Origin of the sequence: Balneola sp. EhC07 (genome assembly GCF_001650905.1) — a bacterium.
Taxonomy (GTDB): domain Bacteria; phylum Bacteroidota; class Rhodothermia; order Balneolales; family Balneolaceae; genus Balneola.
Genome location: NZ_LXYG01000002.1, coordinates 36,519 through 53,565 on the forward strand (window position 1 = coordinate 36,519; position 17,047 = coordinate 53,565).

The 17,047-nt window shown below is 36.7% G+C and carries 17 protein-coding genes; 6 read left to right on the plus strand and 11 right to left on the minus strand.

Features of this window, described 5'->3' with window-relative positions:
• The 5 genes from A8B79_RS01225 to wecB are packed head-to-tail and all read left to right on the plus strand — an operon-like array spanning window position 1 to window position 6,073.
• Window positions 1–1,017: a hypothetical protein gene (locus tag A8B79_RS01225; protein ID WP_066217023.1), complete on the plus strand. Its 1,017-nt coding sequence runs from the start codon at window positions 1–3 to the stop codon at window positions 1,015–1,017.
• Complete coding sequence (locus tag A8B79_RS01230; RefSeq protein WP_066217026.1) at window positions 1,010–2,413, plus strand: oligosaccharide flippase family protein; 1,404 nt, start codon at window positions 1,010–1,012, stop codon at window positions 2,411–2,413. Before A8B79_RS01225 ends, A8B79_RS01230 begins: the two co-directional genes overlap by 8 nt.
• On the plus strand, window positions 2,410–3,948 hold the full coding sequence (locus A8B79_RS01235; protein ID WP_066217030.1) for a polysaccharide deacetylase family protein: 1,539 nt from the start codon (window positions 2,410–2,412) through the stop codon (window positions 3,946–3,948). Before A8B79_RS01230 ends, A8B79_RS01235 begins: the two co-directional genes overlap by 4 nt.
• Window positions 3,945–4,976, plus strand: a complete 1,032-nt coding sequence (locus tag A8B79_RS01240; protein WP_066217033.1) for a glycosyltransferase family 4 protein — start codon at window positions 3,945–3,947, stop codon at window positions 4,974–4,976. The genes A8B79_RS01235 and A8B79_RS01240 overlap by 4 nt, the downstream gene beginning before the upstream one ends.
• Window positions 4,973–6,073, plus strand: a complete 1,101-nt coding sequence (gene wecB / locus A8B79_RS01245) for a non-hydrolyzing UDP-N-acetylglucosamine 2-epimerase (RefSeq protein ID WP_066217035.1) — start codon at window positions 4,973–4,975, stop codon at window positions 6,071–6,073. Before A8B79_RS01240 ends, wecB begins: the two co-directional genes overlap by 4 nt.
• Window positions 6,074–6,108: 35 nt before the next feature.
• Here wecB and pssA read toward each other — a convergent pair whose 3' ends face one another.
• The 10 genes from pssA to A8B79_RS01295 form a co-directional block, all read right to left on the minus strand.
• Window positions 6,109–6,936, minus strand: coding sequence for a CDP-diacylglycerol--serine O-phosphatidyltransferase (gene pssA, locus A8B79_RS01250; RefSeq protein ID WP_066217038.1), 828 nt, complete (start codon window positions 6,934–6,936; stop codon window positions 6,109–6,111).
• A complete protein-coding gene (locus tag A8B79_RS01255; protein WP_066217041.1) occupies window positions 6,936–7,586 on the minus strand; it encodes a phosphatidylserine decarboxylase family protein in 651 nt (216 codons plus the stop codon). Before A8B79_RS01255 ends, pssA begins: the two co-directional genes overlap by 1 nt.
• Before the next feature lie 3 nt (window positions 7,587–7,589).
• Complete coding sequence (rseP, locus tag A8B79_RS01260; RefSeq protein ID WP_066217043.1) at window positions 7,590–8,921, minus strand: RIP metalloprotease RseP; 1,332 nt, start codon at window positions 8,919–8,921, stop codon at window positions 7,590–7,592.
• Window position 8,922: 1 nt separating this feature from the next.
• Window positions 8,923–10,071, minus strand: coding sequence for a 1-deoxy-D-xylulose-5-phosphate reductoisomerase (locus tag A8B79_RS01265; RefSeq protein WP_066217046.1), 1,149 nt, complete (start codon window positions 10,069–10,071; stop codon window positions 8,923–8,925).
• A 261-nt stretch (window positions 10,072–10,332) separates the two neighbouring features.
• Entirely contained in the window at window positions 10,333–10,977 is a 645-nt protein-coding gene (locus A8B79_RS01270) for a hypothetical protein (RefSeq protein WP_161485123.1), read from the minus strand.
• 39 nt (window positions 10,978–11,016) lie between these two features.
• On the minus strand, window positions 11,017–11,925 hold the full coding sequence (locus A8B79_RS01275; RefSeq protein ID WP_066217052.1) for a T9SS type A sorting domain-containing protein: 909 nt from the start codon (window positions 11,923–11,925) through the stop codon (window positions 11,017–11,019).
• A gap of 78 nt (window positions 11,926–12,003) precedes the next feature.
• On the minus strand, window positions 12,004–12,903 hold the full coding sequence (locus A8B79_RS01280) for a histone deacetylase family protein (RefSeq protein WP_066217054.1): 900 nt from the start codon (window positions 12,901–12,903) through the stop codon (window positions 12,004–12,006).
• A complete protein-coding gene (gene pgeF / locus A8B79_RS01285; protein WP_066217057.1) occupies window positions 12,900–13,655 on the minus strand; it encodes a peptidoglycan editing factor PgeF in 756 nt (251 codons plus the stop codon). Before pgeF ends, A8B79_RS01280 begins: the two co-directional genes overlap by 4 nt.
• Window positions 13,636–14,493: a shikimate dehydrogenase gene (gene aroE / locus A8B79_RS01290; protein ID WP_235603517.1), complete on the minus strand. Its 858-nt coding sequence runs from the start codon at window positions 14,491–14,493 to the stop codon at window positions 13,636–13,638. Before aroE ends, pgeF begins: the two co-directional genes overlap by 20 nt.
• Window positions 14,494–14,576: 83 nt before the next feature.
• On the minus strand, window positions 14,577–15,050 hold the full coding sequence (locus A8B79_RS01295) for an SRPBCC family protein (RefSeq protein ID WP_066217061.1): 474 nt from the start codon (window positions 15,048–15,050) through the stop codon (window positions 14,577–14,579).
• 165 nt (window positions 15,051–15,215) lie between these two features.
• Here A8B79_RS01295 and A8B79_RS01300 point away from each other — a divergent pair, with 165 nt between their 5' ends.
• Window positions 15,216–16,577, plus strand: a complete 1,362-nt coding sequence (locus A8B79_RS01300; RefSeq protein ID WP_153038315.1) for a hypothetical protein — start codon at window positions 15,216–15,218, stop codon at window positions 16,575–16,577.
• 11 nt (window positions 16,578–16,588) lie between these two features.
• Here the strand turns inward: A8B79_RS01300 and A8B79_RS01305 are convergent, their stop codons facing one another.
• A complete protein-coding gene (locus tag A8B79_RS01305) occupies window positions 16,589–16,927 on the minus strand; it encodes a hypothetical protein (RefSeq protein ID WP_066217066.1) in 339 nt (112 codons plus the stop codon).
• Window positions 16,928–17,047 lie beyond the last annotated feature (120 nt).

Consider the following 17,047-nt stretch of genomic DNA (forward strand, 5'->3'; position numbering starts at 1 on the left):
ATGGAGAAGCAATCTCTCAGTGATATTTACTCGTCTATGGGAATGAAGGATTGCTCCGTTTACGTAGTGCCTAGAATCAGATCAGACTATCCGGAATCTGATTATCATTTTTTGCTTTATAAACCATTACTCAATGACAGTAATTATCGGATTCTAAGTTTATCTGTTTTTGATCACTACAAGTTTGTGATGAAATCGATTACTTCTAAAAAAGTACTTCTGCATTACCATTGGCTTGAGTTTCAGGACATGAAATCACTACTAGGCATGCCATGGAAATTAGTGTGTATTATGTTGTTTAAGCTATTTGGAGGAAAAATTGTATGGACTGTTCATAATCTTGAACCTCATGACAGAAAATTTTTAAACCTTCATTTGCGCATACATCGCTGGATGGCCGGAATCTCGGATAAGATCCATATCCATGCTGAAAGCACCGCTAACCTGATAAGAGATAAGTTCAATGCTGATGTTAATAAATTCTGTTTACTTCCCCATCCGAGTTTTCCTGCTCAACGTATAGACAGACAGGAATCAATAAATTACTTAAACAGCAATTTTGGATGGCAGCTTGCCTCTTCACGTCCGATAGCTTTGATCTGGGGAAATATTTCGCACTATAAAAATATTGAACATCTTCTGAATTTAATTACTGAGCAGAACCTTGATCTGCAAGTGATAATAGCCGGATCAATCAAAAAAGGTCAAGAGACACTCGCTGAAAGAATAACCCTGAAATGTGAAGAAGTGGCTGATTTTTATTGCAATTCAAGTTTTATTGAGGAAAAGGATATTCCATTTTTTTTTGGAGCAACTGACTTTTGTCTATTTAATTTTACTCAAATATTAACATCCGGGTCGGTTGAAATGGCACTTAGCTACGATAAAGATATTATTGCTCCCAGAACCGGATCTTTAACAGAACTCTCTAACTCTGCTAATGCATTTCTTTTTTCAAATGAAAAGGAATTAAGCACTCTTATCCGTTCATCAATCTTTACCTTCTATAATGAGTAAGTTCAAAGAAAAAGCTTTTTGGATTGCAGCTGGTGACTTTGGAGGTCGGGGGTTAGCATTTATCACTACAATTTATTTAGCCCGAACTTTAGGTGCAGAATTCTATGGTTTAATTACTGTAGCGGTGTCAATTCTGGGTTATGCAACCTGGGGAGCTGATATGGGATTAGTTAATATCGGAGTTCGGGAAATGGCCAAAGAACCGCAATTTCGGACTTTCAGAGCTAAAGAGATATTTACTACTAAAGTTCTATTAGGGGCTTTAGTACTCATTTCTTCGACAATTATTCTTTCATTCGTATCAATAGGTTCTTTACAAAAACAAGTTATCCTTGGGTACTTATACGCTTTGGTTCCTTATGCCCTTCTACTTGAATGGTATTATAGCGGCAGACAGGAATTTGGTAAAATAGCCTTATCCAAAATTATAAATGGTTTAGTTTATTTCGGACTGATCTTCTGGTTGATCAAAAGCTCCGATGATGTGGCTTTAGTCCCTATGCTTTATACCATTGGAATTACATCTGCTGTAGTAATACTAGGCACATTTTCGTTGACACATCATCCATTTACGTTACCATCCAGAGGATTTAAAACTTACATAGAGCTTCTTAAAAATGGATCATTAATCGGTTTAGGAGAGTTTTTTGTTAAGGTTGTTCAACTTTTACCTCCTATTTTAATCGGCATCTTTTTCAGCTTAAGAGAAGCCGGAATTTACGGAGCAGCATTCAAGATCATTCTGGTTGCAATGTTGCTTGACAGGATCTTTGTAAATCTGCTTTTGCCTAATCTCTCCTCTCTTTGGACTACAAACAAAGAAGCTGCTATTCAAAGAGTAAATATGGTATTGAGATTGGTTATCGTTGGTGGAGCCTTGGTTTCAGTTCTAACGGCTATCAATGCAAGTAAAATTGTTGCGTTGCTTTTTGGTTCTGAGTTTGTTGAAAGTGCTGAACTGTTACAAATTCTATCGATCTTTATATTTCTCACTTTTGTAAACAGTCTGTTCTCATTTGGGCTTATTGCCACAAACAATGACAAGAAATATTTTTTAGCCACAAGTATTGGTGGATCTCTATCGGCAATAATTATTGTTCTGTTTTCAAGCTATGGCTCTTCTCATCTGGTGGCAATTTCAGTTATAATCTCTGAATTTATATTAGCAACTTCCTCATTTATTTGGTTTAAAAAAGTTATTCCTACACAAATTCTCAGACCTTTATTAATAACAATCGTTCTTAGTGTGGGCTTATTCTGGATCTTTTATCACTTTGAAGTACATTATTTACTAGCCTCAGTCATCTCAATAATATCGATTCCAATTTTAGTCTGGAAAACCAAAGTGATTAGAATCGGCGAGCTAAACTGGTTAAAAGAAAAGTTATTGAAATGAAACAACGTCTTTGTACCGGCTTGATCTCTCCTTCTGATTATCTGATCTCTCTGTTAGACAGTATTGGAATCTGGTATGAAGAAATAGATTTCAAAAAAGATCTTACAAAAAATTATTCTGTAATTATACTTGAAAAAGTAAGCCTAAATTCCAATCAGCAAACAAAGATAAACGATTTCCTGAGGAACAATGGCTCTCTGTTGGAAATTAGTACAAAACCATACTTTTACTCTGATGAATTAACTACATCGTACTCAAAAACTATTTTTAATACCAATTCAGAATCGGGTTTCAACCGCGTCGGACCTATTGATATTTATTCTCATTGGACTTCTGCTAAAAACTCCACTTTATTCTCAGGGTTGGTAGATTTCCAAAAAACAGAGAACAGTAGTTATCAAAATGTATGTTTCCTTGGTTTAGATGTGCATTCACTCCCAAAAGCTACAAGTTATTCCAGAAAGCGGTTTTACAGTCCATCGGGTCTTTTCCCGGATGAAATAGTTAATAAAGTAAGTAGAGATTCTTTGAGTGACCTGATCGAGCTGTGTATAAAAAAACTGCTTTATGCCAGGAATCTTCCGTTCATCAAAAAATGGACTTCACCAAAACCCGAACCTGTATTCGGCTTTCGGGTTGACAGTGATTACGGAAGTAAAAAATCGCTAGATTCGATCTATAATTTGTTATCTGACTTTGGTATAAAAGCTACCTGGTTTTTACATGTTCAGGCTCATGAAAATTATTTAGAGCACCTGAAAACGTTTGGAGAACAGGAACTCGCCTTACATGGATATAATCATGGCTACAGTGGTTCCATTGCAAAAATACAAGAAAACATCAGGACCGGACTTTCTGTACTTGCATCATCAGGGATTCATCCATCAGGCTTTTGTGCACCCTATGGAATCTGGAACTTTGGACTACAAAAAGTTCTTTCTGAGTTTAACTTCAATTACACTTCAGAATTTACTTCCGGATATGACGGTGTTCCTTTCGTTGTTCCAAAATCAACCAATCTGCAAATACCCATTCATCCCATTTGTACAGGAAGTATGAATAGAAAAGGATACTCATCAGACCAGATGGAAGAGTATTTTTTGTCAGTTTATGAACAAAAAAAATCATCCCATAAACCTATTTTCTTTTACCATCATCCTATGCAAAAAGGATTAGATGTTTTTGGTGAAATTTTCAAGAAAGTTCTAGCTGATGGTTTGACCAATCTTACATTCAATGAATATGCTTCTTTCTGGAAAAAAAGACAGGATCAGCAAATTTCGATCTATTCAGAAGAACAAAAGATCTTCATTGAATCAAATGATCCTGAATTATATTTATACATTTCAAATACAATTGATGAATTTGATCTGGTTTCTACAAATACTCAAGTTTTGGAGAAAAGCGCTTATTCTACTTTTAAATACGACACTCCTTCTCTACCTTCAAATTCAGAAATCGAACAAATTCACCAAAATAGATTCCAACTCTACAAAACCAATATTTTAGACTGGAGAAATAGACAACGATTATGAAAGTTGGATTTATAGCACCACAAAGTATTTATGCAGTTAATGGAGGTGTCAGAACTCAAGCTCTAATGACTGCCCGGGCACTTACAGATCTGGGAGTAAAAGTTAAATTTATTTCTCCTTGGGATGATATTTCCGAAAATCAATTAGATCTGTTCCATATTTTTACTGCCGGATATGAAACCATCGGAATTATTTCCAGACTTCAAGAGCAAAAAAAGAAGATAGTTCTTTCGCCTGTTCTCTTTTCAAACAGAAGTTATAAAACTATTCGCAGAGCAATTAATGTTGAAGAAAAATTAACTTCTGTAAGTGCCGGTATAAGATCGGAATTTGGTATAAAAAAGGATGTTTGCAAAAAAGCAGACCTTATTCTTCCAAACACTTCATCCGAAGCTAAACTCATTACCAAAGCATTTGAACTGGAGCAAGCTAGAATCAAAGTTGTGCCTAATGGTGTGGAGCTCAGATTTAAAGATGCTGATCCCAAACTCTTTTTAACTGAAAAAAAGCTTCAGGATTTTGTTCTGTTTACCGGACAGGCATCTGCTCCCCGCAAAAATGTATTATCACTCATAAAAGCTATGCATAATATTGATGCTGATCTGGTGATCATAGGTAGTTTCAATGATTCTGAGTACAGTAAAGTATGTTTAAAGTTTGCTCATGAGAATCCAAGGATTCATTTACTGGAAACAATGGATCATAATTCAGATTTACTTCGCTCAGCTTATGCCGCTTCTAAAGTATTTGTATTGGCTTCTCAGTTTGAAACACCGGGAATTGCTGCAATGGAAGCCGCTTTAGCCGGAGCAAACATTGTGATCACTGAGGCCGGAGGAACTAAGGATTACTTTAAAGAATTTGCTCATTATGTTTCCCATAGTTCAATAGAATCAATTCAAAAAGGTATCAATGAAGCGCTTTCTAAGCCAAAATCATCAGAGCTCATGGCACATATTTCTGAAAATTACTCCTGGTCGAAAGTTGGTGAACTTACCCTGAAAAACTATCAGGAATTACTTGTATGAAAAAGATAGTTGTAGCATTCGGAACAAGACCCGAAATAATAAAACTGGCGCCACTGATAAATGAGCTGGAATTTGCCGGAAAATTCAATGTTATAAAAGTTCATACAGGTCAACATGATGAACTGGCTGTTGATATGCTGAATGTGTTTGGGATTTCTCCCGATCATAATTTAAAAAGTATGGCTTCTACTTCTGATCTTTTTGAACTGACAGAGTTTTTACTACCGAAATTAAAAGAACTATTTACATCAGAAAAACCGGATGCTGTTGTAGTTCAGGGTGATACTTCATCATCTTATTTAAGTGCACTGGCTGCTTTTTATTTACAGATCCCCGTTTATCATGTGGAAGCAGGTTTGAGATCTTTTGATAATTACAATCCATTTCCGGAAGAGATGAACAGAAAGCAAATTAGTTCAATCGCTTCTTTACATTTTGCACCTACAGATATAGCTGTTCAGAATTTGATTGATGAAGGAATCCAAGGATCTTCAGTTTATAATACCGGAAACACGGTTATTGATGCGCTTCATCAGATCAGGAAAACCGACCTATTTACTACCTCAAAGCCAGATATTCTGAGTGAATTTGATCATTCTCAGAAACTGATCCTTGTCACTACTCATCGACGTGAAAACCTTGGCGAACCGTTGTATTCAATAATGAAAGGTTTAGTTGAAATACTGGAAGCAGATCATTCTAGAATTATCCTTTTACCCGGTCATCCGAATCCAAAAGTTCAGGAAATTCTAAACTCAACTGAGTTCCAGCACGAGAGACTCAAAATTATTGATTCAATGGATTATTTAACTTTTCAGCACGTACTGGAAAGAGCTGATCTTGTACTCACAGATTCAGGTGGTATTCAGGAAGAAGCTGCAGCCTTGGGTAAAAAGCTTTTGGTTCTTCGCAAAACCACAGAGCGGCAGGAACTCATTGAAAGCGGATATACTAATTTGGTGGGTTCAGACAGTGCACTTATATCAAAAGAAGCCGATAAAAAACTAAAAGATTCGGATTCTGATATAGCATACAATCCGTATGGTACCGGAGATGCATCTAAAAAGATAGCTGAAATTATTCGTTCTAAGATCTAAGCAAATACTGATTCAGAAATAAACATCCTTCTGTTCTAGCTAAAATCCTGAAATACTTCTTCGCCTTCTTCTTCATAGTCCCAAAAGTAATGGATGGCTCCAATAATAAGCCCTTTGAAGATAAAAATGGTGAACACAGCCATAAGTCCATATTCTTTTAAGGTCACGATCAGGATCAGGTATAATAAAAGTAATCCCAGTTTACCCCTATTCTCACGTAGCGAACGACGATCAAACCGCGGGATCTTATCAAATTTGATAGTACTTACCATAAGGAATGAAATCACAATTACTACAGGGATCAGAACGGAATTTATTCCTTGTTCAAAAACTGTAAATAGATCCAATTCATTTCTGAAAGTGAGGAAAAATGAACCGATCATAATTGCCTGAGCCGGTATTGGGAGTCCAATAAAGTGCTCATTGGTTGGAGATAAACGAGCATTTACATTAAACCTGGCTAAACGAACTGCACCACATAATGGTGGAATAGCACTTATGATCATTCCTAAAACACCAAGCTCATTTAAGCTGAATGTATAGATCAAAAAACCGGGAGCGACTCCAAAAGAAACCATATCACTGAGCGAATCCAGCTCTATACCAAAATCGCTGGTAGCGTTTGCCAACCTTGCCATTAAACCGTCCATTACATCAAACATTCCGGCAATGGCAATTAACCAGGCGCCCCAGAACAGATTTCCGTCTGCGATGCTTATGATCGCCAGAAAACCGCTGAATAGATTCATAAGGGTAAAGAAGCTGGGCACTGCAATACGTCGGTTTACAGGCGGTTTTTCCTGCTTTATACGCTTTCTCTTTTCGCGAAACGAACCATATTTCTTCTGGATCGGATACTTCACTATTTGATCTCTCCGATTATGGATTCTCCGGCAACCGTACGGTCTCCTTCTTTCACTTTGATCTCAACATTAGAAGGTACGATAACATCCATTCTGGAGCCGAATTTCATCATGCCAAAGCGTTCGCCTGCTGTTAACTCATCACCTTCTTTAATATGATACACAATTCTTCTTGCCAGAAATCCGGTTATTTGTTTAAAAAAGAATTTAGTCCCGGAAGGATGAAGTACACCGAAGTCAGCTCGTTCATTTAGATCAGATGCGTGTTCATTCCAGGCCATCAAATATTTTCCCGGGTGGTATTTTAGATATTCCAGTTTTCCCGAAATGGGATTTCTGTTTACGTGAACATCCAATGGTGAAAGGAAAATACTGATCTGAGTAGTTTTATCTTTTATGTACACATCTTCCTGATACTCTTTTACAAGAACAACGACACCATCCGCTGGAGAAATAACTAAGTTTTCGTCAGACGGTGTTTCTCTTTCAGGATCACGGAAAAAATAGATAACGATTCCACAACATATACCTACTACAATGTAGATCGGATAAGCGATCCAGTGTGAAACATAAAGTGCTGTAAGTGTGAAAACAATTGCTGTAAATAAAACAGCAACTGTCATTGTGAAGTAGCCTTCGCGTGCAAACATAAATTAAAAGAGCTTTATAACATCATTAAATACTACGAAGATCATGAGTGTGACCAATACAAAGAAACCAATATTTTGTGCGATAATCCTGACTTTCTCTGTTGGTTCTTTTCGGGTAATGCCTTCGTAGATCAGAAAAACTAAATGCCCGCCATCTAAAGCAGGAATAGGTAAAATATTCATAATTGCCAGTGTAATACTCAGTAATGCAGTGATCGTCCAAAAACCGATCCAACCATTGGAATCTGTAGCTTGTTTGGTCATTTCGGCAATGGCAATCGGACCTCCTAAATTTTGACGTACGGAAATATCACCTTTGATCATTCTGGCAAATCCCTGTATGATTCCTGTCGTTTGGTCCGCTGTTTCTTCCCAACCTGCTGCAATCGATTCAAAGATTCCATACTCAATTCTTGTTCCAAATTGATAAGTCTGAGGTCCACCAACTCCAATCTTATTATCCTCATTTGGGGTTATACTGAATGATAACGTCTCTCCACCACGATCAATAGTAAGATCAATCGGAACTCCTTCTTCATTATTTCCAACTATATGAAAGAAAGCCAACCATGTTGTAACTTTCTCGCCGTTCATAGCAATAACCTTATCTCCAACCTCCAAGCCAGCTTCTGCTGCCGGAGAGCCTCTTTCTATTTGAGAGAAAATGCTTGGAGCAATACTTGTTCCGTCAATAAACCCTCGCGTTTGAATGCTGTCTAAAAATGAAGACGCAACAGGAATAGTGATTTCTTCACCGTTTCTGATTATCTGATAATTCAGATTCTCTGAAGTCAATGCCGATGCAGAAACCAGATCATTGAAATAAGGAACTTCTTCACCGTTTACTCCGATAATTTTATCGTTATTTCTGAATCCTATTTCGTGTAAAATAGATTCTTCGGGAACGTATAAACCGTCAATATTTTCTACCGGTACGACCAACTTTCCATTCGTCATGATCATCCCTGAGAAGATCACAAAAGCCAGGATCATATTGAAAATAACTCCCGCAGTAATAACAACCATTCTTTGCCAAACGGGTTTACTTCTGTATTCCCAAGGCTGGGGTTCCTGCTCAAGGAATTCGTTATCCATGCTTTCATCCACCATTCCGGCGATTTTCACATAACCGCCTAATGGAGTGGCTCCGATACAATAATCGGTATCTCCTTTTTTAAATCCCCAAACGCGAGGAGGAAAACCAACCGAAAAGCGTTCTACTCGCATTCCAAATAACTTGGCGGCCAAAAAATGTCCCAGTTCATGTATGAAAACCAGGATCATTAAAGCACCCATAAAGATGCCGATTGTCGATAAAATTTCTATAAACGTCATATTACTTAATCTGCGCAGCTAAGTCGCGCGTCTCTTTATTGATTTCAATTAACGAGTCAATGTTTACTTCATAACCCGACCCGATTTTTTCAAGACATTCCTCTACAATTTTCGGGATGTCAATATACTTAATTTCTTTATCCAAAAAGCGTTTAACTGCTACTTCGTTCGCTGCATTTAAAACCGTCGGAGCAACCCCTCCTTTTTCTATAGATTCGATTGCGAGTTTTAGACAAGGAAACTTCCCGTAATCAACGGGCGAAAAGGTGAGTTCTTGTGCCTGAGTCCAGTCCATTCTCGGCGTTTCTAACTTTAGCCTGTCAGGATAAGTCAATGCATAAATAATCGGAACTTTCATATCCGGTGGACCAAGCTGTGCTTTGCTGGAACCATCCGTAAAAGTAACAATGGAATGAATTATGCTTTGTGGATGGATGACCGGCTCGATCTTGGAAACGGGAATATCAAACAGCCATTTTGCCTCTATGATCTCGAGTCCTTTATTCATCATGGTCGCAGAATCTACAGTTATTTTAGCGCCCATATCCCAATTTGGATGATCTAAGGCTTGAACTAACGTTACATTTTGCATCTGCTCTTTGTTCAGATCTCTGAACGGACCACCACTTGCTGTGATAATTATTTTCTCGATGTTCTCGTGCTTCTCTCCTACTATAGATTGAAGCATGGCACTGTGTTCTGAATCTACAGGAACTAATGTTCCGGAATACTCATCCAGAATATTTCTGATGATCTGGCCGCCAACCACCAAAGACTCTTTATTTGCCAGTGCTACTTTCTTTCCTGCTTTTAAAGCTTCAATCGTTGGGACAAATCCCGCGAATCCCACCAAACTGTTTAATACGGTATCACAATTTTCATGAGTTGCGATCTCAACTAAATTATGAATTCCCGAAAGCAGATCAGTATTAGTTGATACGGCTTGTTTCAGATCTGAATAATGAGCCTCATTACATATCAAGCCAAGTTCAGGAGTAAACTCATTGATCTGATCAGCCAGCAACTTCCAGTTACCATTGGCTGTGAGCGCCACAATCTCGAACTTGTCCGGATGTTGTCGGACCACTTCCAACACTTGTGTCCCGATAGATCCCGTAGACCCTAAAATAGCCAGTTTTTGTTTATTCAATACTTGATGTGTCTTTGATTTTCAGAGCTGAAATATAGAGCACAATGAGCTTAATTAGAAACCTAATTCTTTAACCACTTCATACATCTGAGCATGAGCAATTACCTTTTATTCTAAAGTTCAAGTACAAACATATTCCAACCCCAGTGCTATTCTATTACTTTCATGTTAAAAGCTTCTTCCTTCAGCATTAATCGTAAATGAAATGAAAACGAAAGAAATAAAACAAAGTCTTTTTATAACCATAAATAATAAATTAGTTTATCTTTTTTTAGAAATTAAAGAGAAGGTTCTCTTGCTATTATCAAATTCCTCTTCCCAATAAACTATTCCTATACCACTTACTATATGAAAAAAAGTTTTTGATTCATTTAATAATGTTTCAACCTTATAAACACGATTGCTTGTTGAGTAATCTAAATTCATATCAATAGTAATATTTCTAAAGCCTAAAATAGAATCACCATCATACCAAATGAAACTAGTGGTATCTTCAACTGAAGCTGGAAAAATAAATTCCTCTCTTTCTATGCATTGATTAGCCCTATCGGTGGTACATGTAAAATAAACACCTAAAGAATCGATACTGATATGTTTATACCAATCAAATAGTGTTAACCCAAATGGGGACCAGTCATATGTGTGACCAAATTTCCAAGATTTTTTATCATTAAAAATGAATTCTTGAGCAAGTGATAATGTATCTAACCTGTTTTCAAAAACTACAGTATCATTTCGAGATAGATTAGTCTCATAAACCCAATAATTCCCTTCTGCAAGCGGAATGATCATATCGTTCTCAGGAGGGAGTTCTGTATTAGTGCTGCAGCCAATCAATAAAAATATAGGCATAGCAAAAAAAATACTTGGAAAGACAAAAGTATTTTTAAGTGAAAATTTACACATAACCTATTATTTACTTCTTACTAATTAACGAAAGTATAGTTATTTAATCAAAGTTATCTTTTGGGTGCTTATACTCTCTCCCAGTTTTCCCCGAATAAAATATGTGCCACTTGACAAGTTTGAAGCGTCAAAACGAATTTTATACTCTCCAGACAATTTATATTCATTTACTATCTCTTCAACAAATCTTCCTGTAATGTCATATAGCTCTAACACTACAGTTCCTGCCTCTTTCATGCTGTAGGAAACTGTTGTGGAAGGATTGAAAGGATTGGGATAGTTACTTAACTGAAAATCATTTAGGAAAGAATTTTCTTCTTCATTAGAAGTTATCAATGTAAGAGTTGTATCCCCAAAAATTTCATCACCAATTTTTCCTCCTTTAAGCAAATATCTTGGTCCAAATTCGTAGCTAAAAACATCTATAAATCCTAAACTATCCTTTACTGTCGCTCCAATAGTCTGAAATCCTGATGAGGAAGTGCTATCACCAGCTGTGAAATATTCTATATTTTTGTGTTCAGATTTTATTCCTAAATAATTTGAAGTGTCGGTACTTAATACTCTTCCAATTTCAAATTCTTCACTCGAATAGAACCAAGCGATCCAATTCTCTTCAGTAATAAGCTCATAATTTAAAATTTTCCACTTCTCCGTAGGTGTCCACCAATCATTTCCAAATACGTTTCCTGAGCTGTCAATTTTTAAATCCGAAAATATTGGATTTTCATAACCTTCATAGTTTAGGGTGAAAAAGGTATTTTTATTCGAATCCGTAGAAACATCTACAAAACTTACTTTATGATCATTCATCCGGTCATTACCTTGAAAAACGGCAAATACAATAATATCACCACTCTTATAAGGAAAAAAATCCTTGTTTTGCGCCTCTATTTCTAAAGTTGATACAACAAAGATAATGTAACATATCGCTATTATAAATCTCATTTTTATATCACCATTTTCTTTAAGTATAATTATTTAGCCATTTAATTTATTATGAGACTTTATACCCAATTTAAATATTTAAAAACCCAACTCTTTAGCCAGTTCAAACATCTGAGCATGAGCAATCACTGTTTCTTCAAGTGTGGGTGCATAGCCACCGGAAAGTAACAAAACTAAAGGCAATTCCTTTTGAGTGATCATTTCTATTACAATACGATCACGTTCTCTGAGTCCTTTTAAAGTAAGTGACAATCTCCCGAAATGATCGGTTTCCAGCGGATCGATTCCTCCCAGATAAAAAACGATGTCCGGTTCAAATGAACTAAGTACCGAATCCAGTGACTCGATCAGATTTCTGTGATATTCTTTGTCTCCCGTTTTGTCAGGTAATCCAACATCTAAATTTGAAGGTGGTTTTTTGAACGGATAATTCTTTTCGCCATGAATGGAATAGGTAAAAACTGTCTCATCATCTTTGAATATTTCAGCCGTTCCATTACCCTGGTGGACATCACAATCGATCACCAAAGCTTTATTTATCCACATGGATTGTTGCAACACTTTTATGGCAACGGCCACATCGTTAAATACGCAAAATCCTTCTCCCCAATCAGCCATAGCGTGATGGGTTCCTCCTGCAAGATTCCCCGAAATCCCATCCTGCAGTGCCATTATTCCGGCATTCAAAGTTCCCTGAACAGCTAATCTGGATCGAATCGCCAGACTTTTTGTCCATGGCAGCCCCATTTTTCTCACTTCTTTTTTATCTAGTGTTCCGTTCCAGACACCGTAAGCATATCGTGATGTATGAGCCGTCATCAGATTTATGAAATCGATCATTTTGGGTTCAATGATCTCAAAATCAGAAAGAATTTCTTTTTCCAGCAAATAGCGATGCAATCCCTGAAATTTCCCCATCGGGAAAATATGCTCGTTAGGAATAGTAGCGTAATACCCGGGACTATAACTAACTCTCAAACCGTGTCATTCAGTTTTATGATACCCATCATTCGTCCCGATCTTTTTCCGTCTCTTCTGTAAGAATAATAATCTGAATCAGAAAAGGTACAACTTCCGTGAATTTCAATATTCTCATCAAGTATACCTGCATTCACAAGCTGAGATTCTATGAATTTTTTGATGTCGATATGTGGCTTTGAATAGCTTTTTCGATCAACAAAATCATCCGAGAATTTTTCAGCCACTTCGTCTCCGACTTCAAATTGCTTTTGAGAGATACACGGACTAATGAATACTTTTATGTCCTTTGGATCGGCATTCAAGCTCACCATTTTTTGTATAGCTTTGGGTACAATTTCAGCTTCGGCTCCTCTCCAGCCTGCGTGAACGGCACTTATAACTCCTGCTTTTGAATCGCCAAATAATACTGCAGCACAATCTGCAACCTGAATAGCCAAAGCCAACCCTTTTTCCCTAGTTATAAAACCATCAATATTTTTATAGATGCCGCCTTTTTGTACTTCAATGATCTCATTTCCATGTACCTGATCTGCAAAGGCGATATCAGAAATCGGAGTAGAAATAGAATTGGCTAAAAAATTTCTGTTTCCTTCTACTATTTCTTCATTTTCTTCTGTGTTAAATCCAAGATTCAAACCTCTGATCTTAAAATTATCCTGAACAGACTCTCCCCGCTTTGTAAACCAGGAAGAAATAGCTTCCGAATCAAATACCGATGGTTTTATAAAATCAGGTTGGTAAGACTTCATCTAACTTTGATTTAATTTTCTCAATTGGGAATTCAAATCCCGTCCACAAATTAAACGATTTAGCTCCCTGATATATCAGCATATCCAAACCACCAATGGGTGTTCCACCTGCTTGTATGGCCTGTTTCAGGAATTTCGTTTGTCTGGGATTATATACAATGTCATAACAGATCTTTTCATTCAGAATTTCAATATCCTGATCCGGTACGGGTGAACTTTCTGTGTTCGGTGTCATTCCCAGTGGAGTGGCATTCACGATCATGGCAGCATCGTCTGCATAAGCGATCCAGTTGTCATAGCTGCAACGGATAATATTTTCCGAGCCATTGCTTTCATACATTTCCGGTCTTCTGGACACCAATACGATCTGTTCAACTCCAAGATCCTGAAGAGCAAAAACAATCGCTTTTGTCGCACCACCTGATCCAAAAATGATCACTCTTTCTCCATGCAGAGTATCTATATAATTCTCTATTGGTTTTATGAAGCCGTATGCATCGGTATTATGTCCGATCAATTTCCCATCCTGCTTTACCAAAGTATTGATGGCTCCGATCTCTTTTGCTTCATCGGTTAATTCATCCACCATATCCAGAAATAATTCTTTATGCGGAATTGTGATATTTGCTCCCAGGAACGAATCGTTGGTGCAATGTGCCAGAACCATGTTCACATCTCTGGAAGAAACTGAAACCGAAATGTACTCCCCTCCTATTTTGTTATGCTTTAAAGCAAGGTTATGCATCGCGGGAGATAAACTGTGCATTACAGGATTTCCAATTAGCAAATAATGGGAAAGCTGACTTTTCTCGGATTCTATAAACTCTGAAAATTTCAAAAAATTATCGGGCTTGGATTATGGACAAAAAAAATGCGCACCTGATAGGGTGCGCATTAAAATACTAAATAATTTTAGAGTAACTATGCTGTTACTTCTTCAGTTTCTTCAGCTGGTTTTAATTCAGTCTCTTTGAATGTACCAGATTCAGCAAGTTTCTTAAACGTTTCTAAATCTTTTGCCAATTGAGCGGCTGATTCTTCAATAAATTTAGCAACTTCTTCGCTAGGCTCGCCAAAAAATGTACGATAGTCTAAAGAAAACTCAACACGTGTGCGCTCGCCATTATCTAATGGAGTAAAGCGGATTGTGCCTGTTTGGTTTAGGTTACCGTTGATGGTGATCCAAGCAAATCTTGTGTTGCGAAGATTGTCAATTAAGTTAGTTGTCCACTTAAATTCTTCGTTACCGATCTTAGTGTTATATTCGAATGTTTGTGAATTTATTCGATTAACTACATCGATACGCTCCAAAAACTTAGGAAATTCAACTGGATTACTTAATAACTCATACGCTTTGGCAAGAGGTAAATCAATTTCGATTCTTTCGTGCGCCATAATAGATTTCTTAGTATTGTGTTCGTTTTGAGATTAAAATCTTGATGATGAACCGACTTTCACGGATACAGATAGGATTTAACCATAATGAACTAAAAATACGGATAAATTGGTTAAGCCTCAATAACAATCACGATATAAATAAACTTTTAATTACTTCTTTTTATGACTATAAGTCAAATCGGGCGACCCCTATTTTTCTTGATTCTGATTTTCTCCATTAATTTCACCCCTAAGCTTATTTTTTCTCAAGATGTTACCGGATTTCTTAGAAACTATAATGCTGTATTAACAAGCCCTCCTAACGAATATCTGGTTGGAAGAAACAGACTTGGAGTCGACATTTCGTTCAATACTAATTACGGAACAGTGTTTATTTCTAACGAAATACTAAATACTTATTCAGAATCTGCGAATAATTATGCGTATGATTTTTCGGAAGGTTATATAGATCTGTTTTTCAGGAATAGTGATCTGCGGATCGGGAAGCAGGTCATAAGTCAGGGAAGAACAAACGGAACATTTATAACCGATATACTCTCCCCTGTAGATGTGAGTGAGTTTTTAACACTTTCAGTAGAAGATCTTAAAGGAGGAATTCCGGCCGTAAGATATACCAGATACTATGGGAATAACTTTTTAGAATTCATTGCCACTCCTGTTTTTCAATCCAATACACTGGCTAAACCCGGTTCCAGATGGTTTCCGTTTACAGAGCTGGAAAAAAGTACAAACGTCACCTATTCAGATTCATTAACTGAAAACTCATTCAGCTCTTTTCAGGGAATGATAAAGTGGGGAATCAGAAGCAGTTTAAAATGGGATTTAGATCTGACAGCAATGTGGTGGACGGAAGGAAATCCATCGTATAAAAAAGATCTTGTGTTTACCGGTCCTTTATTACCTGCTGAACCTGCAATCGAATTGACAAAGACCTATTTAAAATCACCAATAATAGGTTATTCAGGAAATTATATTGTAAATGATAATCTGATCTTTAAATCTGAATCAGCTTTCCATTTTAAGAAGTATTTCGATTATCTGCCTGAACTCGCCACTTCTGCAGACCTCAATAGCCTTACTCCTGCTCAGGCACAGCAGTTGATCTTAATTTTCAATCAAAATGAAGATGGCTTTTTATTCGAAAAGCCTTGGCTTATTAGTATGATCGGAGTTAAGACAAGTTTATCCAGTTTGGATATTGAGTCTCAGTTCTTTTATGAATGTATATTTAACTATGATGAGTTGATACTACAAGAAGAGAATTTCTTTTATTCCACTCTAAGCCTTCGGAGATCATTTCTAAGAAATAATCTTTTATTGTCAGGATTTGGGCGATACAACTATGTAGGAAGTGATTTTTGGATTAACCCCGAAGCTCAATACGATATTAAGGACGGCCTTAAAACAGCTCTTGGCTTTCATTTTTTTGGAGGTAAAAAAAGCGAAAACTTTTATGGGCATTTCAATTTTAAAAACTATGCAGCCAGCTCGTTTGGATATATCAAGCTGACGGCATATTTCTAAATCCGGACCTACTAAAGTTTAGAATCTATATCTTTGACTGTTACAGGTCCTAACTCAAAACTTGCTTCTTTTGCATAGTTGAGAAATTTGTTTGCTTTTTCTTCTTCACCGGCTTCTTTCAAAATAACTCCGGCATTTTGTTCTTTATAGAATTTATTTGGTTCTGTAAGAAGCTCCTCCGCTTTTACCAAATAGCTTACATCTTTTGTGATTCCAAACATTGACTGATACACTGAAGCTAGTTTAACTTTATAAACAGGAGTTTCATTTTCCTCCAGTTTCGAAACCCGAGAAGTAATATCCTCATTTACTTTTTCATTACCACTTTTTTGTAAATAATTATTTAACAAAAAAATAAACCCGGGTTTATTTTAAAACCCATGACTTATCAAATTGATAATATAGGATATACTCTATTAATAGAATCATAAACAGGGAGTAATCTTGTAGTAAAGTTAGCTGTGCATTCT